General features: G+C 41.6%; 14 protein-coding genes. 11 read left to right on the top strand and 3 right to left on the bottom strand.

Features of this window, described 5'->3' with window-relative positions; genetic code table 11:
- Positions 1–49: 49 nt before the first annotated feature.
- On the bottom strand, positions 50–928 hold the full coding sequence (locus tag VB073_RS12870) for a CPBP family intramembrane glutamic endopeptidase (RefSeq protein WP_323404590.1): 879 nt from the start codon (positions 926–928) through the stop codon (positions 50–52).
- A gap of 186 nt (positions 929–1,114) precedes the next feature.
- Between VB073_RS12870 and tig the strand changes: the two genes are divergently transcribed.
- The 7 genes from tig to VB073_RS12905 all read left to right on the top strand — a co-directional run bounded on the left by tig (position 1,115) and on the right by VB073_RS12905 (position 12,212).
- A complete protein-coding gene (gene tig, locus VB073_RS12875) occupies positions 1,115–2,668 on the top strand; it encodes a trigger factor (protein WP_323404591.1) in 1,554 nt (517 codons plus the stop codon).
- Positions 2,669–2,847: 179 nt separating this feature from the next.
- Positions 2,848–3,522, top strand: coding sequence for an ATP-dependent Clp endopeptidase proteolytic subunit ClpP (clpP, locus tag VB073_RS12880; protein ID WP_323404592.1), 675 nt, complete (start codon positions 2,848–2,850; stop codon positions 3,520–3,522).
- Positions 3,523–3,525: 3 nt separating this feature from the next.
- Positions 3,526–4,770, top strand: coding sequence for an ATP-dependent Clp protease ATP-binding subunit ClpX (gene clpX, locus VB073_RS12885; protein ID WP_323404593.1), 1,245 nt, complete (start codon positions 3,526–3,528; stop codon positions 4,768–4,770).
- A 253-nt stretch (positions 4,771–5,023) separates the two neighbouring features.
- On the top strand, positions 5,024–7,222 hold the full coding sequence (recQ, locus tag VB073_RS12890) for a DNA helicase RecQ (protein ID WP_323404594.1): 2,199 nt from the start codon (positions 5,024–5,026) through the stop codon (positions 7,220–7,222).
- 119 nt (positions 7,223–7,341) lie between these two features.
- The gene (gene dxs, locus VB073_RS12895) at positions 7,342–9,306 is read left to right on the top strand and encodes a 1-deoxy-D-xylulose-5-phosphate synthase (RefSeq protein ID WP_323404595.1); all 1,965 of its coding nucleotides are present in this window, start codon (positions 7,342–7,344) and stop codon (positions 9,304–9,306) included.
- A gap of 30 nt (positions 9,307–9,336) precedes the next feature.
- Complete coding sequence (gene trkA / locus VB073_RS12900) at positions 9,337–10,674, top strand: Trk system potassium transporter TrkA (protein ID WP_323404596.1); 1,338 nt, start codon at positions 9,337–9,339, stop codon at positions 10,672–10,674.
- A gap of 68 nt (positions 10,675–10,742) precedes the next feature.
- Entirely contained in the window at positions 10,743–12,212 is a 1,470-nt protein-coding gene (locus VB073_RS12905) for a TrkH family potassium uptake protein (protein WP_323404597.1), read from the top strand.
- On the opposite strand, the gene clpB is transcribed toward VB073_RS12905, so the two are convergent.
- Together clpB and VB073_RS12915 are read right to left on the bottom strand one after the other, a co-directional pair.
- Positions 12,213–14,801 (bottom strand): ATP-dependent chaperone ClpB, encoded by a 2,589-nt coding sequence (gene clpB / locus VB073_RS12910; protein ID WP_323404598.1) that lies wholly within the window; start codon positions 14,799–14,801, stop codon positions 12,213–12,215.
- Positions 14,802–15,059: 258 nt separating this feature from the next.
- Positions 15,060–16,130, bottom strand: coding sequence for a tyrosine-type recombinase/integrase (locus tag VB073_RS12915; RefSeq protein WP_323404599.1), 1,071 nt, complete (start codon positions 16,128–16,130; stop codon positions 15,060–15,062).
- Between the two features lie 397 nt (positions 16,131–16,527).
- On the opposite strand from VB073_RS12915, the gene VB073_RS12920 reads away from it, so the two are divergent.
- The 4 genes from VB073_RS12920 to VB073_RS12935 all read left to right on the top strand — a co-directional run bounded on the left by VB073_RS12920 (position 16,528) and on the right by VB073_RS12935 (position 21,463).
- Positions 16,528–18,420 carry an AAA family ATPase gene (locus tag VB073_RS12920; protein ID WP_323404600.1) on the top strand — a complete coding sequence of 631 codons (1,893 nt, stop codon included), beginning with the start codon at positions 16,528–16,530 and terminating at the stop codon, positions 18,418–18,420.
- 3 nt (positions 18,421–18,423) lie between these two features.
- A complete protein-coding gene (mcrC, locus tag VB073_RS12925; protein ID WP_323404601.1) occupies positions 18,424–19,461 on the top strand; it encodes a 5-methylcytosine-specific restriction endonuclease system specificity protein McrC in 1,038 nt (345 codons plus the stop codon).
- A 178-nt stretch (positions 19,462–19,639) separates the two neighbouring features.
- A complete protein-coding gene (locus tag VB073_RS12930) occupies positions 19,640–20,761 on the top strand; it encodes a DUF4932 domain-containing protein (protein WP_323404602.1) in 1,122 nt (373 codons plus the stop codon).
- A 351-nt stretch (positions 20,762–21,112) separates the two neighbouring features.
- Positions 21,113–21,463: a type I restriction-modification system subunit M N-terminal domain-containing protein gene (locus tag VB073_RS12935; protein WP_323404603.1), complete on the top strand. Its 351-nt coding sequence runs from the start codon at positions 21,113–21,115 to the stop codon at positions 21,461–21,463.
- Positions 21,464–21,556 lie beyond the last annotated feature (93 nt).

Consider the following 21,556-nt stretch of genomic DNA (forward strand, 5'->3'; position numbering starts at 1 on the left):
GCTTAATCATTGAAAAATTGAGTTGTCGAACAATTTAACGATTAAACAATTAAATGATTAAACGTTTCTTCCGGTATCCCCAAAACAGCAGAACTGTACATACGGCACTGGCAACGGCAGCAAGCAGAAACCAGCCGTTGATTGGCATCTCCTCAATCTTCTGTATCCATTGAGTATCGCCCCAGAAAAAATGCAAGACGACAATCAGCGCATTATTGATAAAATGGAACAGGATGGGTACCCAAAGATTCCGGGTGTACAGAAAGAGGTATCCCAACAATCCCCCCAGCAATAGCCTCGGCAAAAATCCATAAAATTGAAGATGTATCAAACTGAATACCAGCGCCGTGATCCACACAGCTACATGTCTGTTGATGAACTTCTCCTGTATAAACTGTTGTAACGCACCCCGGAAAAATATCTCCTCTGATACTGCGGCCAAACCTCCCACAATGAGCAGATTCAGCACAAGGCTGGAGGCAGTTTTGCCGGACAATAATAAATTACTATTCTCCAGTGCAGCATCTTCCAATGCACGGAATGACCTTTCCACTTCGCTCATCCATGCAGGGAATTCGATTCCTTTATTCCATTGGGACAAAAAAGAAGCCAGACAATAAGAGAAGATAAATACCAAAACGGCAAATATCATTTTTTCTCCTATCCGCTCACTCCCGGTCATCTTTAAATAATACGCCGGAGCAGCATGGGTCAACGCAACAACTAAATAGGCGGGCAAAGCCGTGGCCAACACAGATTGCATGGCCGATCCCACGTAAATGGCTGTCACCTTGTCTTCGCTACCCACTCCCGATATCATTAAAACCAAACCCGACAATATAGAAGCAACTACCACACCGATGAGCAGGAATAAAAAGAGCCAGGCTATCTTATAACCTGGAGTGAAGGATGAAAAAAGAGGCCTCATTGCTACTGTCATTAAAAATGCAAAGGTACTACAATAATCCGGTAACGGAATTGCAGAGGGTTCAATAAAATATTTTTTGCAGATTAAAAGAATAACACTAATTTTGCAATCTTATTTTCTTAAAATGTTTCAAACAGTTGAATCATACGGACTTTCAACAAAAAACAATCATTTTCATATATTATAATGAAGTCAACACTGAACAAAACGAACGATGTGAATGGAACCATCGTCATTGAACTCGAAAAAGCAGATTATCAGGAGAAAGTAGACAAGTCACTGAATCAATATCGTCAAAGAGCCAATATTCCCGGCTTCCGCCAGGGCAAAGTACCCAAAAGTCTAATCCAGAAATTATATGGAAAAGCTATATTGGTTGACGAAATCAATAAGGTTGTCTCAGACGAAATGGGAAATTTCATTCGCGACAACAAACTTAAAGTGCTCGGGGAACCCCTCCCTGCTGATAATCTGGATGAAGAGATTGACCTGGAGAATGATGAGGTACTAAAGTTCTCTTTTGACGTGGCGCTTACTCCCGAATTCGATCTCACACTCGACAAAAGTGTCGAACTGACCTCCTACAAGATACAACTGGAACCGGAGTTGTTCGAACGGCAGATGGATACCTATAAACAGAATTACGGTACCTACGTTTCCGTGGAAGAGGAAGCCAAAGATACCGATCTAATCAAAGGTATACTCGTCGAGATGGAAGGAGATAAGGAAAAAGAGGACGGACAAGTAATTGAAAATGCTATCCTTATGCCATCCTATGTAAAGGATGAAGAGACCCGGAACAGTTTTATCGGTGCAAAAGTAGGCTACAGCGTGATTATCAATCCCAGGAAAGCTTACGACAATAATGAAGCTGAAATCGCATCTCTACTGCAAACCACAAAAGAAAATGTAGCCGATGTAAATTCCGATTTTCGTTTCGATATTAACGAGGTGACTCGCTATAAAGAAGCGGAAATGAATCAGGAACTCTTCGACAAGGTATTGGGTGAAGGAGTAGTTACTACCGAAGAGGAGTTCAGATCAAAAGTGGAAACGGAACTGGTTAAACAATTCAAACCGGATGTCGATCATCTTTTCATTCACGAGGTACGTGATCTTATAGTGAAGATGATGGAAGAAGTAACCTTCCCCGATGAATTATTGAAGCGTTGGTTGCTCGCTGCTGATGAAAAACGTACGGCCGATGAGATTGAAAAAGATTTCCCGAAAATTCTGGAAGACTTGAAGTTCCACGTAGCAAGGCAAAAAATAGTGGAAGAAAATGAAATAAAGGTCGAATTCTCAGATATCGAAGCACTTGCAACAGAAGTGGCAAGAGCTCAGTTTGCGCAGTATGGGATGACCAATCTGCCGGCAGATGTGCTTCAGAACTATACAAAGAGCCTACTCGAAAAAGAAGAGACAGTCCGCAACCTGTTCGACCGGGCTACTGAAAACAAAATCATCGACTGGCTGAAAGAGAATGTGACCGTCATTGAGAAAGAGATCACTTCAAAAGATTTCAACGAACTGATGAGCGGGCATATGCATCAACATGATGAACATGCAGAAGAGCCTACTCAGGAGTCAGAACCTCAGCATGAAGCCCCGGCCGATACGACTCCTGAACAACCGCTAGACACAAACCAACCTCCCTCCGACGAAGTTGCTGACACAGAAGAAGGAACGGAGTCAGTTGAAAAACCTGCAAAAAAAAGAAAAACTTCGACAAAAAAATAATTGCCTGATAAGTAATTTACCGATTGTTTATCAGTATTTTATTTTGTAATTCGATAATTCGTTATAAATTTGTTGTATAATTCTAAGGTCGGTAACTGCATTCCACTGCTAATTTGGCACTCTGTTTGCAATGGTATAAACGATAGTAATTTAGAATTATAAACATCAAACAAAATTTTATGCATAACGATTTTAGAAAATATGCGGTGAAACATCTGGGAATGAACGGCTCCAGATTAGACAGTTACATGAATATCACAAGTCAGGGAGGCTATATCTCTCCCACCATCATAGAGGAACGGCAACTGAATGTAGCACAGATGGATGTCTTTTCCCGTTTGATGATGGATCGTATCATCTTCCTCGGCACCGCTGTCGATGATTACACAGCCAATGTGATCCAGGCTCAATTACTCTATCTCGACTCATCCGATCCGGGAAAAGATATCTCTATTTACATCAACTCACCGGGAGGGTCAGTTTATGCTGGATTAGGCATTTACGACACGATGCAATTTATCTCAAGCGATATATCTACCATTTGTACCGGTATTGCCGCCTCGATGGCAGCCGTATTGCTGGTAGCAGGAACAGAGAAAAAACGGTTCGCCCTGAACCACTCCCGTGTGATGATACATCAACCGCTGGGAGGTGTACAGGGACAAGCCTCAGACATCGAAATTACCGCCCGTGAAATTGCAAAGATCAAACAGGAACTCTACGCTATCATATCCTACCATTCGGGAAAACCCATTGAGGAAGTGGCCAGGGACTCAGATCGTGATTTCTGGATGACGGCAGTCGAAGCCAAAGAGTATGGCATGGTAGATGACGTCCTGACAAAAAAGAAATAAACAATGGCAAAAAAGGCGAACAGTAGCAATCATTGCAGCTTTTGTGGAAGAAGTGAACAGGAAGTAAACCTGCTTATTTCGGGAATGACCGGCTTTATCTGCGACATGTGTGCCGAACAGGCACATGAAATTGTGAACGATTCGTTCCAAAGCAATAAGAAGTCAGATATAGGACTTTCTCTCTCCACACTTCCCAAACCGACACAGATCAAAGAGTTTTTAGATCAGTATGTGATCAAACAGGATAGTGCGAAACGTTTTCTTTCGGTATCGGTCTATAATCATTATAAGCGTATCCTGCAGAAGAACACCAAGGATGATGTAGAGATTGAAAAGTCGAATATCATCATGGTGGGAGCAACAGGTACGGGAAAGACGTTACTTGCACGGACTATTGCAAAGATGCTGCAGGTTCCCTTTACGATAGTGGACGCCACTGTACTTACCGAGGCAGGGTATGTGGGAGAGGATATAGAAAGTATTCTCACCCGTCTGCTTCAGGTCGCCGATTACAATGTAAATGCGGCGGAGAGAGGGATCGTTTTTATCGATGAAATAGACAAGATTGCCCGGAAGAGCGACAATCCCTCTATTACCCGCGATGTGAGCGGTGAAGGAGTACAGCAGGGACTGCTGAAGTTACTCGAAGGCTCCGTGGTGAACGTACCGCCCCAGGGAGGCAGAAAACATCCGGAGCAACGAATGATCGCCGTAAATACCAAAAATATATTGTTTATTTGTGGGGGAGCATTCGACGGTATAGAGAAAAAAATCGCCCAGCGTCTCAACACTCGTGTGGTTGGCTATGCTGCCAGCAATCAGAGTTCGGTGATTGACAGGAATAATCTGATGAAATATATCACACCACTCGATTTGAAATCGTTCGGACTGATTCCTGAGATTATTGGACGCCTTCCTATACTGACTTATCTGGAACCACTCGATCGGGATGCACTGTTACGCATATTGGTGGAACCCAAGAATTCAATCATCAAACAATATCAGAAATTATTTGAGATGGATAGTGTAACGCTCTCTTTCGACCATGATGCTTACGAATACATCGTCGATAAGGCGATCGAATTCAAACTGGGTGCACGAGGATTGCGCTCCATCGTAGAGGCCATCATGATCGAAGCGATGTTCACTCTCCCTTCTACTGCTGAGAAGAAGAAAATGCACGTCACCCGTGAATATGCTGCTCATCAGTTGGAGAATTCAGATTTTCACCATTTGAGAGTGGCCTGATAGATACTTTATTCTTGATATAAAGACCCGGCCGGTGAAAGCCGGTTGCGTATGAATTAAAAAAACGCATGTTCATCCTGCGTTTTTTTTAATGTAATCACTCAACTGTTCATCAATGAATTTAGACAGAATAACAATACAATCACAGTTATTCATTTTGTATTACAAATCTTATTTGGAAATATAAAATACTTTCCTAAATTTGTGCTTGCCTTTAAAAAAAGGCTGATTTGATTACAGAGTGACTTGCTCAATGGAAAAACAAGATTTACTATACAAAGGATTAAAGAAATATTTCGGATTCGATACTTTTAAAGGTAACCAGGAGGAGATCATTAAAAGTATTTTATCCGGAAAAGACACTTTTGTATTGATGCCTACCGGGGGTGGAAAATCACTATGCTACCAGCTTCCTGCATTACTGATGGAGGGTACGGCGATTATCATTTCTCCCCTTATCGCCCTGATGAAGAATCAGGTGGATGCCATGCGTAATTATAGCGAGGAGGACGGCATTGCACACTTCTTGAACTCTTCACTGAATAAGCAGGAGATCGAAGAGGTGAAAAGAGATGTATTATCGGGCAAGACCAAGATGCTCTATGTAGCGCCTGAATCGCTGACCAAAGCCGAAAATGTGGAGTTTCTCCGGAATATTCCCATCTCGTTCTATGCCGTAGACGAAGCACACTGTATCTCCGAATGGGGACATGATTTCCGGCCAGAATACCGTCGAATCAGGCCGATCATCAGTGAAATCAGTTCACGTCCTATCATTACACTGACAGCGACAGCTACCCCTAAGGTACAACATGATATCCAGAAGAATCTAGGGATGACTAATGCTGCGGTGTTCAAATCCTCCTTCAACCGCCCCAATCTTTATTACGAAGTACGAAATAAAACAGAACAAATAGATAGGGAGATCATAAAATATATTCTCTCCCAAGGTAAAAAATCAGGTATCGTCTACTGCCTGAGTAGAAAGAAAGTGGACGATTTTGCAGAGATCCTGCAAGCCAATGACATCAAAGCATTGCCCTATCACGCCGGAATGGATGCTGCCACGCGTAGCTACAACCAGGATGCTTTTCTCATGGAGAAAGCAGATGTAATCGTGGCAACCATTGCCTTTGGTATGGGAATTGATAAACCCGATGTGCGTTATGTGATCCATTACGACATCCCTAAAAGCCTCGAAGGTTATTACCAGGAAACCGGTCGTGCCGGACGCGATGGAGGAGAGGGAAAATGTATCGCATTCTATTCAGAAAAAGACCTGCAAAAATTAGAACGTTTTATGCAGGGAAAACCGGTCTCTGAACAGGAGATCGGCAAACAGTTGCTGTTGGAAACAGCCGCTTATGCAGAGACATCCGTATGCCGAAGAAAAGTGCTGTTGCACTACTTCGGTGAAGAGTATAACGAACCGAATTGTGAACATTGTGACAATTGTTTAAATCCCAAGAAGAAAGTGGAAGCAAAAGAGTTACTTATTACTGTATTGGAGGCGATTACCGCTCTCAAAGAAAAACAAAAAGCTGATTATCTCATAGATTTCCTTATAGGAAAGGACTCATCCGATATAGAAACTTACGGGCACAACGAACTGGAGGAATTCGGATCGGGCTCAGATGAAGAAGAAAACACATGGGAAGTCGTCATCCGCCAGGCACTGCTCGATAACTATCTGAAGAAAGATATTGAGAACTACGGCATTCTTAAAATCACCAAGAAGGGAAAGGATTTCCTAAAATCGCCATCATCTTTTAAAATCACAAAAGACGATGAAGATGAGGATAGTATAACCGATTCTGAAAACGATGATTCAGATGTGATCTCTGCCGGTGGAAGTGGTGGGGCTGCTGACCCGGTACTCTTTGCCATGATGAAAGACCTGAGGAAGAAACTGTCGAAAAAACTAAATGTTCCTCCTTATGTCATTTTCCAGCCTTCATCGCTGGAAGCCATGGCCACCTCCTATCCTATCACGTTGGACGAATTGCAAAATATTCCCGGAGTAGGTGCAGGAAAGGCCAAACGTTATGGGAAAGAGTTTGTGGAATTGATAAAGAAACATGTGGAGGAAAACGATATTACCCGTCCGGAAGATCTCCGCGTGAAAACCGTTGCGAATAAATCAAAACTCAAAGTATCCATTGTACAGGCGATCGACCGGAAAGTTGCACTTGACGACCTGGCGGAATCGAAAGGCATTGATTTCAACGAAATGCTATCGGAAGTGGAAGCCATCGTTTATTCGGGCACCAAGATCAATATCGATTATTTTCTCAACGAGGTGATGGATCAGGACGTCTTGCAAGATGTCTATTCATATTTCAAGGAAGCAGAAACCGACGATCTGAAAAAAGCCCAGGAAGAACTATCGGATTATACCGAAACTGAAATTCGTCTGGTACGTATCAAGTTCTTCTCCGATATGGCCAACTAAAGTGGGAAAGTGGGAAAGTGAGAAAGTGAGAAGGTAGGAAAGTCAATGAATGAATTTGGTATTTATAAACTATTTTGTACCGATATCCGTTATTAAAGAGGAATCGGTATGTAGAAACAATGAACTATTTACAAAATATAAACAGCCCCGATGATTTAAAAGAACTCAGCATCGATCAACTGGAAACAGTTTGTAGTGAGTTGAGGGAATTCATTATCGAACAGCTCTCCAATAACCCGGGTCATTTCGGATCGAGTCTGGGTACGGTGGAGTTGACGGTGGCGTTGCATTATCTCTATAATACACCCTACGACCGGCTTGTCTGGGATGTGGGTCACCAGGCTTATAGTCATAAAATCCTTACCGGCCGTCGTGATCGGTTTTCAACCAATCGCAAACTGGGAGGACTTTCCGGCTTCACCAACCCAAATGAGAGTAATTACGATACTTTCGTGGCCGGACATGCGTCCACCTCTATCTCTGCTGCACTGGGTATGGCTGTAGCTGCCAATCTCCGGGGAGAAACAGACCGGCATATTGTAGCCATCATTGGAGACGGCTCCATGACAGGCGGACTAGCTTACGAGGGGATCAATAACGCCTGTTCACAACCCAATAACCTGTTGATTATCCTCAATGACAATGATATGTCGATTGACAACAACGTGGGTGGTATGCAGGATTACTTGGTGAAATTAACCACTTCGGCAAAATACAATAGGGTACGGAACAATCTCTATCAGGGATTCAAGAAACGAAATCTCATTTCGGAAAGTGGAAAGAATCTTGTCCTGAGATTTAATAACAGCGTCAAATCACTGATCACCAAAGAGCAGAATCTGTTCGAAGGATTCAATATCCGATACTTCGGTCCTGTAGATGGACATGATTTGCCGGGATTGATCCGTATCCTTCGCAACATCAAAGATATGGAAGGACCGCGGTTACTCCATATAAAGACTGTCAAAGGTAAAGGGTTTAAACCGGCTGAGAAATCAGCCACTATCTGGCATTCACCCGGCCTTTTCAACAAAGAGACCGGAGAACGGATCGTGAATGAGAGTGCAAATCAAACCCAACTTTATCAGGATATTTTCGGATATACCCTTTTGGAGATGGGCGAGGAAAACGAAAATATTGTAGGAGTGACACCTGCCATGCCTACGGGATGCTCTATGTATATTATGGCGGAGAAGTATCCCAACAGGGTTTTCGATGTGGGTATCGCCGAAGCACACGCCGTTACCTTCTCTGCCGGTATGGCAAAAGAGGGACTGATCCCATTTTGTAATATCTACTCGTCGTTCATGCAACGGGCATATGATCAAGTGATCCACGATGTAGCATTACAGAAATTAAAGGTAATATTCTGTCTCGATAGGGCCGGACTGGTAGGTCCTGATGGCCCTACCCACCATGGTGTTTTTGATCTGGCCTATCTGCGCCCCATCCCCAATCTTGTCATCTCGTCTCCCTACAATGAACACGAGTTGCGTAACCTGATGCATACAGCCGTATATGGAAACGACGGTCCTTTTGTGATCCGTTATCCGCGTGGACATGGTGAGATAACCGAATGGCAAAACGAACCCTCGATCCTTCCTATCGGTAAAGGTCGAAAACTCAGAAAAGGAAAAGATATAGCCCTTCTTTCCATAGGAGTAATCGGCAATAATGCCGCGAAAGCTATTGATAAAGCAGAAGAGGCGGGTATCAGTGTAGCACATTACGACATGGTCTTCCTGAAACCAATTGATGAGGCGTTACTGCATAAAGTGGCAAAGAAATTCAAATATATCATCACGGTGGAAGATGGGGTTATGAAGGGAGGACTTGGGAGTGCCGTTCTAGAATTCCTTGCTGAAAACGACTATACCGATATCCATCTGCTCCGCATCGGTATCCCTGATGAGTTTGTCACCCACGGTTCTGTGAGTGAACTCCAAAAGATTACCGGAATTGATGAAAAAGGTATACTGGAATATATTGAAAGTATGTATAACGAGATCAGAGGATCCACTCACTCCCATCTGCTTACACCCCACAACAGGATTACACCTGTTATACCGATACATAACCGTTAAAATAGAGAATCATTAACTGCAAAAGATGCAATGAAGATTTTAATAGCAGGTGCAGGCGAAGTCGGAACTCATCTGGCAAAACTTCTCGGACAGGAAAATCACGACATTACACTTATCGATGACGACAAAGACCGGCTTGCCATCATACGAGATAACAGTGATATACTCACTTATGTAGGGAAGTGTACATCACTCAAAGATCTCACCGAAGCAGGAACGGCCAATGCCGATCTCTATATCGGTGTAACTCCCGAAGAATCCAAAAACATCACTTCCTGCATGCTCGCATCTAACTTAGGTGCGAAGAGAACGCTGGCACGGATAGATAATTACGAATACCTCTTACCTAAGAACAAGGAGTTCTTCGAGAAAATGGGCATCCACTCCATGATCTATCCCGAACTGATTGCAGCCAGGGAGATTGCGATGTCACTCAAGACGCCATGGGCCCGCTTTTGGTGGGAATTATGTAACGGGACTGTAATTCTTGCCGCTGCCAAAGTAAGAGAAAACGCCCCGATAGTGAATACCTACCTCTACGATCTTGCCCGGACCGATAAACGTTTCCACATGGTGGCTATCAAGCGTAATTCTCAAACTCTTATCCCCAGAGGAAGCGACCAGATAATGCCCGATGATATCCTTTATTTCACAACACTCAGGAAGCATATCGATTCATTACCCGAACTGTTCGGAAAAAAATCGTTTGAAGCCAAGAAGATCATGTTTATGGGGGGGAGCCGCATCACGATGCGAACCATACAACAACTCCCACAGAACATCAGCATAAAAATTATTGAACGAGACAAGGAACGTGCCCAGACGTTAGTGGAGATAGTTCCTTCGAATGTGACCGTTTTTGTGGAGGATGGAAGAAATACCGAGTTCCTTTTGAGGGAAAGTATCGCTGATACCGATGCCTTTGTTGCCCTTACAGGAAGTTCCGAGGCCAATATCCTGGGATGTATCATGGCAAAGCAGTATGGTGTGAAACGAACGGTAGCAGAAGTGGAGAATAATGATTATATCTCCATGGCGGAACGGTTTGATATAGGTACTGTGATCAATAAAAAACTGATCGCTGCCAGTAAAATCTATGAACTTCTACTGAAAGCCGACGCATCCAACATAAAGAGCCTTACCATTGCCGATGCCAATGTGGGAGAGGTCATCGCCAAACCCAACTCCAAAGTGACAAAAAAATTAATCAGGAACCTAAACCTGCCGGCCGACATCACTTTCGGGGCACTCATCAGAAACGGGGAACCGATGCTGGTCGATGGGGACACATTGATTGAGCCTTATGACCAGGTAGTGGTATTTTTTCTCAATAAATCGCTAAAAAATATCGAAAAGCTGTTTAATTAAACTTACTACGGTACCGATCATGATTATGCAGATCATCGGTACACACGCCGACAGGCAAACTACAAAGCATGCGTAGATTTAACTATCAGTTTGTATTGAATACAATAGGTCTGCTTCTGGTAATCGAAGCGATCTTTATGCTCTTTTCCGCCTTCGTAGGTGAATATTACAACGAAACGGCCGTAAAGAGTATATATCTTTCAGCGCTCATCACTTTCAGCACCGGAATGGTCATTACTTTTCTGGTTAGAAAACGGAGGCGTACAGCGGGTAATAATATTACCAAACGGGAAGTTTTCCTCACCGTCACCCTCTCCTGGTTAATGATGGCTTTGTTTGGCACGCTTCCCTACCTGATCAGCGGTGCTATACCTTCTTTCACGAACGCTTTTTTTGAGAGCATGTGCGGCTTCACTACGACCGGCAGCTCTACCCTGGTCAACATTGAAGCATTTCCCAAATCGCTCCATTTCTGGCGTAGCTTCACACAATGGATCGGAGGGATAGGAATTATCATCTTCGTCCTCTCGTTTATGCCTATCTTCGGAGGGACCTCTACCCAGTTCTATGAAGCTGAGGCCACCGGTATTGCTGAAGACCAGTTCAATACCCGTATCAGTGAAATCACCAAGCAGATGGCATTCACCTATCTCGGTCTGACCATCATCGGATTTTTCTTTCTTTGGGCAGGTCCGATGGATGCATTCGATGCAGCCTGCCACACACTCACGGCCATATCCACAGGTGGATTTTCAACCAAACAGGCCAGTATTGCCTTTTTCAACTCCCCTTATACCGAATACGTGATCACCATGCTGATGTTTTTGGGTGGCACCAACTTCCTTCTCATATCGACGCTTGTCACACGGTTTAAAGCCACTATTCTCCGGGATGAGGAGTTCAAATGGTATTTCCTGATTATTGCCCTCTTCACCGTAGGCATCACCGTTGCACTGTTAGTTTCAAGGCAGATGAACGATATAGAGCAGACTTTTCGGATAGTACTTTTCCAGGTAGTCGCAGCAGTCACTACCACCGGATTTGCCACCACTGATTTCCAGCTTTGGGGTTCCAGTTACTGGCTTCTATTCCTGACAATGATCCTTTTCTGCGGCAGTGAAGGATCCACATCGGGTGGTATGAAGATCTCCCGCCTGATAGCCCTTTCTAAAAATTCGTTGCTGGTTTTCAAACGGCAGGTACATCCCAATGCACTTTACGTGGTGAAAATAAACCGGAAAGTGATTACCGTCGAAACCCTCTCACGGTTGTTCGCTTTCGTCTTCCTGTATGTGACCATCACCGTGATCAGTGCCGTCGTACTGGGACTTACGGGGATGAATTTCGAAGAATCGATAGGAGTCTCTCTTTCATCCATCAGTAACTATGGCTTTGGATTGGGCTCATACGGTCCGAGCGGCACATTCGAATCAGCCACTCCTTTCATGAAATACTACCTTAGTTTTCTTATGCTGGTAGGGCGTCTTGAGATATTCACCGTACTCTCGTTGTTCATTCCGGGATTCTGGAAGAGATAATCAATTTCTAAAAAAGATCGTATCGTCAATTGCGTCGATCACAATCGGTTTGGTTTTGTCCACTGTTCCGGCCAACAGGTCTTTTGACAGCTGGTTGAGCACCTTACGTTGGATCAAACGCTTCACGGGACGTGCTCCGAACTCAGGATCAAAACCGGCAGTAGCAATACTTTTCACAGCTTCATCAGTATACCTCAACTCAATACCATTCTCCGAGAGCATCTTGCCTACGGCACCCAATTGTATGCGTACAATCTGTTCAATCTCATCCTCTTTCAACGGAGCAAACATGATGATATCGTCGATACGGTTCAGGAATTCCGGACGGATAGTCCTTTTCAACATGTCCATCACCAGATTTCGGGTATTATCGATGATCTCTTCACGGTTCGAAGGAGTGATCCTCTCAAAATTCTCCCGGATCAGGTTCGACCCCATATTGGAGGTCATGATAATAATGGTATTCTTGAAGTTCACCACCCTACCCTTGTTATCTGTCAGACGTCCGTCATCCAACACCTGCAATAGAATATTGAATACATCGGGATGTGCTTTCTCGATCTCATCGAATAGCACTACCGAATAAGGCTTACGACGAATCGCTTCGGTAAGTTGTCCACCTTCATCATAGCCTACATATCCCGGAGGCGCACCGATCAATCGTGTAGCGCTGAATTTCTCCTGATATTCACTCATATCGATACGGGTCATCATATTCTCATCATCAAACAGATACTCGGCCAGTGCTTTCGCCAACTCGGTCTTACCTACCCCTGTCGTCCCCAGGAAGATAAAAGAACCGACAGGACGTTTAGGATCACTCAATCCGGCACGATTACGGCGCACTGCATCGGCCACAGCGGTGATCGCTTCCTCCTGACCGACCACACGTTTATGCAATTCTTCTTCAAGGTGTAGCAGTTTCTCCCGTTCACTCTGCATCATTTTGCTGACAGGAATACCGGTCCAGCGCGATACTACATCGGCAATATCTTCGGAATCGACCTCCTCCTTGATCATGGCCCGACCACCCTGCCGTTCATGCAACTGTTTCTGCAGCTCTTCAATCTCATTTTCCTTCTCCTTGATCGTACCATAACGCAATTCGGCCACTTTACCATAATTCCCTTCTCGTTCGGCACGCTCTGCCTCAAACTTGGCATTTTCAATATCGATTTTATCCTGTTGGATCTTATTGATGATATTCTTTTCGGACTGCCATTTGGCTTTGTAATCCGATTCTTCGGCACGCAGATCTTCAATCTGTTTGGTGAGCAACTCCTCTTTCTGGGTATCATTTTCGCGACGTATCGCTTCACGTTCTATCTCCAACTGCTTGATCCTACGCATGATCTCATCCAGTTCTTCGGGAACGGAGTCGACTTCCATACGCAGTTTGGCAGCCGCTTCGTCCATCAGGTCGATCGCCTTGTCGGGCAGGAAACGATCGGTGATATAGCGACTCGAGAGCTGCACGGCAGCAATGATCGCTTCATCTTTGATACGCACTTTATGATGGTTCTCATAACGCTCCTTCAATCCACGAAGGATAGAAATCGTATCCGATTCACTCGGCTCGTCTACCATCACCGTCTGGAAACGACGTTCCAACGCCTTGTCTTTCTCGAAATACTTCTGGTACTCATCCAGCGTAGTAGCACCAATAGCACGCAATTCACCACGCGCCAGAGCTGGCTTCAGGATGTTAGCAGCATCCATCGCACCTTCGCTCTTTCCCGCACCGACCAGCGTATGGATCTCATCGATGAAAAGGATAATCTCCCCTTCCGACTTCACCACCTCGTTGATCACCGATTTCAACCGCTCTTCGAACTCACCCTTGTACTTTGCACCGGCAATCAGCGCTCCCATATCAAGGGAGTATATCTTTTTACTCTTGAGGTTTTCCGGCACATCACCCCGCACGATACGGTATGCCAAACCTTCAGCGATAGCCGTCTTACCTGTACCCGGCTCACCAATCAGGATAGGATTGTTCTTGGTACGGCGGCTCAATATCTGCAAGACGCGACGGATCTCGTCGTCTCTGCCAATCACAGGATCGAGTTTACCATTACGGGCACGCTCCGTCAGATTGACCGCATACTTACCCAGTGACTGATAAGTATCTTCTGCCGACTGGCTGGTTACCTTTTCGCCTTTGCGCAGGTCTTGTATGGCTACCTGCAACTGGTTTAACGAAATACCGGCATCTTTCATCATCTGCGATGCGCTGTTCTTTTCATCCAATATAGCCAACAGCAGATGCTCCAGCGATACGAACTGGTCGCCCATCTTGCTGGTAAAATCGTTCGCTTTCTGGAAGACTGCATTGGCCTCCCGACTCAGCATCGGATCACCACCGGAAACACGCGGAAACGACTCAATTTCCTTGTCGAGTACTCTCTCCAGATTTTGAGAATTCACACCCAGTTTTTGGAAGAGAAATCCGGTTATATTTTCACTTACCAGCATCACCCCTTTGAGCAAGTGAGCCGGCTCAATCATCTGCTGGTTATTGTCCTGTGCCAGGTCAATCGCCTTCTGTACCGCCTCCTGCGCCTTTATTGTAAAATTATTAAAGTTCATATATTTTGTCTCCTTCCTTATCTTATTATTAAACGTGGCAACCAATTCAAAAGTTCCATATAATAATGCAGAATTTCAAATCCGCTTCACGCTGATTTACATCATAGTGTCGTCAAAATCTTTGCCAAAGCATAAAATCTGACTTTTTGGCAGGAGTTACCAATCTTGTCCTTACATAATACCGCTATTATCCTAATTGAAAGGAAAATAGCAGTAGCAAATTTAGATACGAAAAGTTGAGTTACCCTGTAAGTATTCTTATAGAAAATCCAGAGGACTTTTTATTTTTGACTTTGACAGGTCGGTTATATGTGTATAGATTTCAGTTGTCTTGACGGAATGGTGTCCAAGCAAATCCTTGATAAAGCGTAAATCAGTACCGGTTTCCAACAGGTGTGTGGCATAACTGTGGCGTAACCCATGTATACCGATTTGCTTTTTGACTCCACCCTTTTTTAATCCCGATTTAAAAACTTGTTGGGCACTCCGGATGGAATACTGTCCGCCATGTTGCCCCTCGAAGAGATATATTTTAGGACGGTAGTCCTTATAATAATTTCGCATATCTTCAAGTACTGATTCCGGAAGGGGAACCACACGGTCTTTTTTCCCTTTACCCTGTTCTATACGAACCAACATGGCAGTACTATCAATATCCGATATTTTCAGATTGACCAGTTCGCTGACCCGTAATCCCATTCCATAAGCAAGTTTCAGCATCAGTTTATGTTTCGGGTTTTGGGTAACCTCTATAATTCTTTGCACTTCTTTCTTATTGAGCATCTTGGGAAGTGTCATCGGTTTTTTGGGACGTGGGATATCAAAAAACATTTTACCACGGTGCAAGACTTGTTCATAGTAGAATTTTATTGCGTTAATACGGCTATGAATTTCACTTTCCGACAACTTAAGGGTTTGATGACAATAGAGAAAATAACTACGTAACCGATCGGGAGTAAGTTCATCGACCGGATACGATTGAAGAATATACAGCAATTGTGCAAATTCCAACGTATAGGTTCGAAGCGTATTCTCGCTGTATCCTTTCAGGATTATCTGTTCCTGAAACCGTTTTAGTGCAGGCAGGTTTACAGCATGAATTTTACTCAGGACTTCTTTGCCGACAATAACCGGTTTCAAACCAAACAACTCACGATAATATCGGTTATCGGTAACATGCCATGATTTCTTCGATGCTGACCATTTTGCTTTCGTATGGTTGCGCAAATAAGAGATAAGTTCATTGTCTTTCTCGAACCTAATCCAAATCACCCGCTTACCGTTATATTCACCCGTCTCAAAATGATATCTTTTATCAGTAAAATCCATAAGCGCGCATTTTATATATGTTAAACATATACTTTTAAATCTCTCTTTGAGTCGAAAGATAGTATAATAATTCGAAATACGCAACAAAATATCTATTTTCAATCAACTGTATTACAAAGAAGTAACATATATTTTAATTTTTATTGAAACAAATGATTCTTTTTTAATATTATTGCGTATATTTGTGCGATGCTGTGCAATTCGCTCCGCTCCTTGCACAGCATCGGGCCGGAGCTTCGCTCATGATGTGCCTTGCCGCTTCGCGGACTGCAACACATCATGAGCTTGACGCGATGCTCCCCGAATAATTAAAATTCCCCGGAAGCACCGCGTCAAGCTCCGGCCCGTTGGCGGTCATTGTAAGGACGACTCCGAAACAGAGAATAAAACATAAAATATGACACAAGAAGAACTAATAATAAATTGGAGCGACAAAATCCTAAACCATCTCCTTAAACTTAAAGAGGAGAAGTATCCTGATTTAACTTTTTGGCTAAGAAAACAAGACAGTGAAAGACTTAGAAAAGGATATTGGTTTCAAGGAAGTCATTATGTCTTTCTCGGACTAGTAAATAAAGGAGATTGGAAAAATAAAACTCGACAAGCAGGGTTGGTTTTTAATTTTTGGGATGTAGAAAATCCCAACGCCTATTTAGAATTAGCTTTTCAAACAGAAACCGACACACAAATTGTACAAGCTTATGAAGAGATAATTAAGAAAATTGGAGGGTTTGAGCAGAAAGGGAAAGGCAATTATTATAAGCATTATACTGAAACAGATTTTATTAAAGTAATTAATTCCTTCTATTCAAACGAGTGGACAGTATTTAAAGAAACTTTTGAAAAATTTAACCTTGGAGAAGAATTAATCATACCTGAAGACAAGTTTCAAAGCCTATTGAAAAGAACCCTTCAAGTAAAAGAGAATAGAGACATTGAATTGCCAAAAGACACTACTCACGAACCTGATGATGATATAAACTATTGGTGGCTAAATGCTAATCCAAAAATTTGGTCTATCAGCAAGCATAACGTAGGAGAAAAACAAACCTATACCACACACAACGAAAAAGGAAACAAAAGAAGAATATACAAACACTTTGAAGCAACTAAAAGAGGTGATTTAATGATTGGGTACGAAAGTACACCAACCAAACAAATCAAAGCTATTTACGAAATCACCCAAGGGATTCATAATACAGCTAATGGTGAAGAAATAGAATTTGAACTGATTGAAAAACTGGAAATTCCAATTCATTGGAACGACTTAAAAAATAATCCTTCTCTGCAAGAATGTGAAGTGTTTATAAATAATCAAGGCAGCTTGTTCAAACTGACAGAGGAAGAGTATGAAATTATAAGGGAAGTTATTGATAATAAAAACATCATTACCGAAAAACTCCTTAAATCTGAAAATATCAAAAGCTACAAATTTTCAGAAGACCCTGATAAGCCATTCATAAGTGAAACAGATTTTTTGAACACTGTTTCATTATTAAAGCGAAAGAAGAATATAATTCTACAAGGTCCTCCAGGGGTAGGCAAGACTTTTATTGCTAGAAAACTTGCTTATGAAATTATGCAAGAGGTTAAGGATGCTAATATTGAAATGGTTCAGTTTCACCAATCGTATAGTTACGAAGATTTCATACAAGGGCTACGCCCAACCCAAAAAGGCGGTTTTGATTTGCGAGACGGCATTTTCTATTCATTTTGTCAAAGAGCTTTAGCTCATCCAGAACGACCTTTCTTTTTCATTATTGACGAAATCAATAGGGGTAACTTAAGTAAGATTTTTGGTGAATTGATGATGCTAATTGAAGCAGACAAAAGAAAAGAAAAATTTGCCTTAAAGCTTACTTATGCAGAGGACGAAGAAGACCGTTTTTATGTGCCTGACAACCTTTACATAATTGGCACAATGAATACGGCTGACCGTTCTTTGGCTATAGTAGATTACGCTTTAAGAAGAAGATTTGCTTTTGTTTCCTTACAGCCAGACTACGGCTCAAACTTTCGCTCATTTTTAGCTGATAAAGGTCTGTCGGAAGGGATTATTGAACACATATGTACATCAATTTCAAAATTGAATAACAAAATAAAAGAAGATGTTAATCTTGGAGAAGGATTCCAAATCGGACATAGTTATTTCTGTACATACACAAATGACGGTAACGAAAATCAATGGTGGACAGATATTTTAAATTATGAACTGAAACCATTATTAGAAGAAATTTGGTTTGACGACCTTTCAAAAGTTTCAGACACAGTTAAACAGCTTTCAAGATAAACAATGGCAATTCCAATTGAAAACATATACTTCTTGCTTTGTTACGCTTGGAATAAGCTAAATGAAAAAGAGCGTGTTGATGTTTCAATTGACGATAAAACAGAGCTTCTTGATTTATTTGCTAAAGTGCTAATTACTTCTTCCAAACTTCTTCTGAAAAGAGGTATTGATAAAAGTTACATAGACCACGAAGAAGAAATTTCAGGTGTTAAAGGTAAAATTGAAATAAGCCAAACGCTCAAGAGAAACTTACTTTTTAAGCAAAAAACTGTTTGTACTTATGATGATTTCTCTGCCAATATTATCACAAATCAAATTTTGGTTTCAACAATTTACAGGTTAACAAGAACAAAGGGTATCGACCCTCTCTTAAAAATGGAATTAGCAAAACTGCAAAAAATGTTTTTAGGTGTTGATTTGATTGAAATTAAAGGAAGCAACTTCAAGCAAATTAAATTTAATAGGAACAATCGGTTTTACGGTTTTGTGATGAACGTTTGTTATTTGATTTATGAAAGTACTTTCCCATCAGAAGAAAAAGGAAAATACAAATTCTCTGATTTTACAAGAGACGACAACAAAATGAATCAGTTGTTTGAAGCATTTATTAGGAATTTCTATCGAATTGAGCAACGGAAATTTAATACTGTTAAGAAAGAAACGATTAAATGGCAATTTCAACATCAAGACATAGAGAGTTATCAATATTTACCTCAAATGGAAACTGACATTTCCTTAGAAAACGAAGAACAGAAAATAATAATTGATGCTAAATATTATAGAGAGACAATGACCACAAATTACGACAAGGAGAGAATTAAGTCCTCTAACCTATATCAGTTATTTAGCTACTTACTAAATCAGCAAGACGGAAGCGAAAAGACCAAAACGGCAACCGGAATTCTTTTGTATCCAACAGTCGAAAAAGATTACGATTTAGATTTTCAATACAACGACCATAAAATTCAAATAAGAACTGTAAACCTTGACACGAATTGGAGAAATATATCAACCAGACTAAAAGAAATAATAAGTGCCTGACAACGTGACTGATAAACAACGAACCGCCAACATCGTATTGGCAATAGGCGGGCAGAACGGCTTCGTATCAACGTTAGTGCTAAAAATCCTGCCCATCGCCAATACGCGGCACGTTGGGCGTCATTTTAATAATCGCATCCAATGACAAATTACATACAAACAAATAAATTTTAAGACAATGAAAAAGAATGCTTTGCTAATAATCCTATCTTTTTTAATTTCAATTACGGTACTTGGTCAGGAAACCAAAATTAAGAACCAAGATTTATCAAATATTTTTCCGAAACCAAAAGTTGATAAGAGAATTGAATTGGTTAGTATAGTTGCAAGATTAGCCGGTTATCAGGAATATAACGAAGATTATTGTAAAACCTATACTAAAGACATCCATAGCTATTTTGACAAATTTAAAAATCATCCTTTAATTTCTCTTGCTTCAAAGTTAAGAATGGAAAATGGAATAGGTTTCGATGCTGTAATGAAAATAGCTTTTCATATCAATCAACCGCCTAAGCTTACTCCAAAAGTTGAATTCAATAGTGACATTCCTGAAAGCAGATGGGGTAAAGATAATGCCCTGAAATTTCTTGAGCTGCTTCGTGATTTTTATGTTGTTTCCGAATTTGAAAAATTTTATAATGACCATGCAGATTTGTATTCCATAACGGAAGAACGGTTTTTACCGATTTATAAAACATTGAATATTGATTGGTATAACCAATATTACGGAATAAACCCGAACGGTAGTTTCAATGTTATTATAGGTTTAGGAAATGGAGGTAGTAACTACGGAGGAAAAGTTATTTATCCTGATAAAAAAGAAGATGTTTATGCAATTATGGGAACATGGATAGTTGATAGTACAAATCTTCCTGTTTATAAAAACGAGAATTATTTTCCAACTCTTGTTCATGAATTCAATCATTCATTTGTAAATCCCTTAATCGATAAATTTTCAAATCAATTGGAAAATTACGGTAAGGCTATTTATAAACTATCGAAAGGAAATATGCGAAGACAATCATATGGTACATGGAAAAGCATGATGTACGAATCATTAGTTCGAGCCTCTGTAATCAGATATTTACTCAAAAACGATTCATATCAAACCGCAACAAACCAATTAATTGAAGAAATAGGTAATGGTTTCTATTGGATGCAAGAACTTGTAAATCTTCTTTATGACTATGAAAATAATCGTAGCAAATATCCAACCTTGGAAAATTTTATGCCAGTTATTGTTGATTTTTACGACAAAATAGCTAAAGAAAGTGAAACAATGTACGAGATTAAGAAATAAAAACGAACGCCCAACATTGTATATACAAAATAGGCGTGATAATAGTAAATTCAAGATATGTAACACGCTTTAAAGTTGTAACGGTTTGATAAGTTTGAAGCCCGCAATCGCCTACTTTGCATATACTTTTCGTCCGTTACAAGCAAGCCGAAGAAGAAAGACAACGACACAATGACAATGAAATTTTTGCTGCATAAAGACAAAAAAAATGGAAAATGCCAACGCACAAAACAGCACATTTGCAAACCACACAAGCTTACGCACGACCGAAGTTTGCAAAAGAGCTGTTTTCCTTCCATCGCACCCGATGTTATTGATAACTTTGACAGATTAAATAAACAGAAATATTGAATGAAAAGAGATACAGACATTTCGCAGGAAGTAGCACTCATTTGGAATACAGCTAATGATGTTTTAAGAGACATTTTTCAGCGAACAGAATATCCCGACATTATTTATCCGATGGTGCTTATCCGCAGGATTGAAGGTGTAATGATTGCCAAGACTGAACAGCTTAAGAAGGAGCTGGAAAGCCAACTGTCTAAAGTGGACAAGAAAACCCAAGAACAAATCCTGAACGGAAAGGTCTTGCAGGAAATCAAGTTCAATAACACCAGCGGTAAAACGCTTGCCATACTTGCGGACGAAGGCGAAAGCTGCAAATTCCGTTTTATCCTGACCCCTCATTCCGGAACAAGCTGACCCCTGTTCCGGGATCCTGACCCCTCTGTAAAACTCCCCTGGATACGCATTTTATTAAAGACTTGCAGGGGTCAACATGCCGGAATGTCCACC

Origin of the sequence: Proteiniphilum sp. (assembly GCF_034927365.1) — a bacterium.
Lineage (GTDB): Bacteria > Bacteroidota > Bacteroidia > Bacteroidales > Dysgonomonadaceae > Proteiniphilum.

Excerpts from the sequence above, each read along its gene's own strand:
- VB073_RS12870 (WP_323404590.1), bottom strand. The coding sequence starts at position 928 with ATGAGGCCTCTTTTTTCATCCTTCACTCCAGGTTATAAGATAGCCTGG.
- tig (WP_323404591.1), top strand. The coding sequence starts at position 1,115 with ATGAAGTCAACACTGAACAAAACGAACGATGTGAATGGAACCATCGTC.
- clpP (WP_323404592.1), top strand. The coding sequence starts at position 2,848 with ATGCATAACGATTTTAGAAAATATGCGGTGAAACATCTGGGAATGAAC.
- clpX (WP_323404593.1), top strand. The coding sequence starts at position 3,526 with ATGGCAAAAAAGGCGAACAGTAGCAATCATTGCAGCTTTTGTGGAAGA.
- recQ (WP_323404594.1), top strand. The coding sequence starts at position 5,024 with ATGGAAAAACAAGATTTACTATACAAAGGATTAAAGAAATATTTCGGA.
- dxs (WP_323404595.1), top strand. The coding sequence starts at position 7,342 with ATGAACTATTTACAAAATATAAACAGCCCCGATGATTTAAAAGAACTC.
- trkA (WP_323404596.1), top strand. The coding sequence starts at position 9,337 with ATGAAGATTTTAATAGCAGGTGCAGGCGAAGTCGGAACTCATCTGGCA.
- VB073_RS12905 (WP_323404597.1), top strand. The coding sequence starts at position 10,743 with ATGCGTAGATTTAACTATCAGTTTGTATTGAATACAATAGGTCTGCTT.
- clpB (WP_323404598.1), bottom strand. The coding sequence starts at position 14,801 with ATGAACTTTAATAATTTTACAATAAAGGCGCAGGAGGCGGTACAGAAG.
- VB073_RS12915 (WP_323404599.1), bottom strand. The coding sequence starts at position 16,130 with ATGGATTTTACTGATAAAAGATATCATTTTGAGACGGGTGAATATAAC.
- VB073_RS12920 (WP_323404600.1), top strand. The coding sequence starts at position 16,528 with ATGACACAAGAAGAACTAATAATAAATTGGAGCGACAAAATCCTAAAC.
- mcrC (WP_323404601.1), top strand. The coding sequence starts at position 18,424 with ATGGCAATTCCAATTGAAAACATATACTTCTTGCTTTGTTACGCTTGG.
- VB073_RS12930 (WP_323404602.1), top strand. The coding sequence starts at position 19,640 with ATGAAAAAGAATGCTTTGCTAATAATCCTATCTTTTTTAATTTCAATT.
- VB073_RS12935 (WP_323404603.1), top strand. The coding sequence starts at position 21,113 with ATGAAAAGAGATACAGACATTTCGCAGGAAGTAGCACTCATTTGGAAT.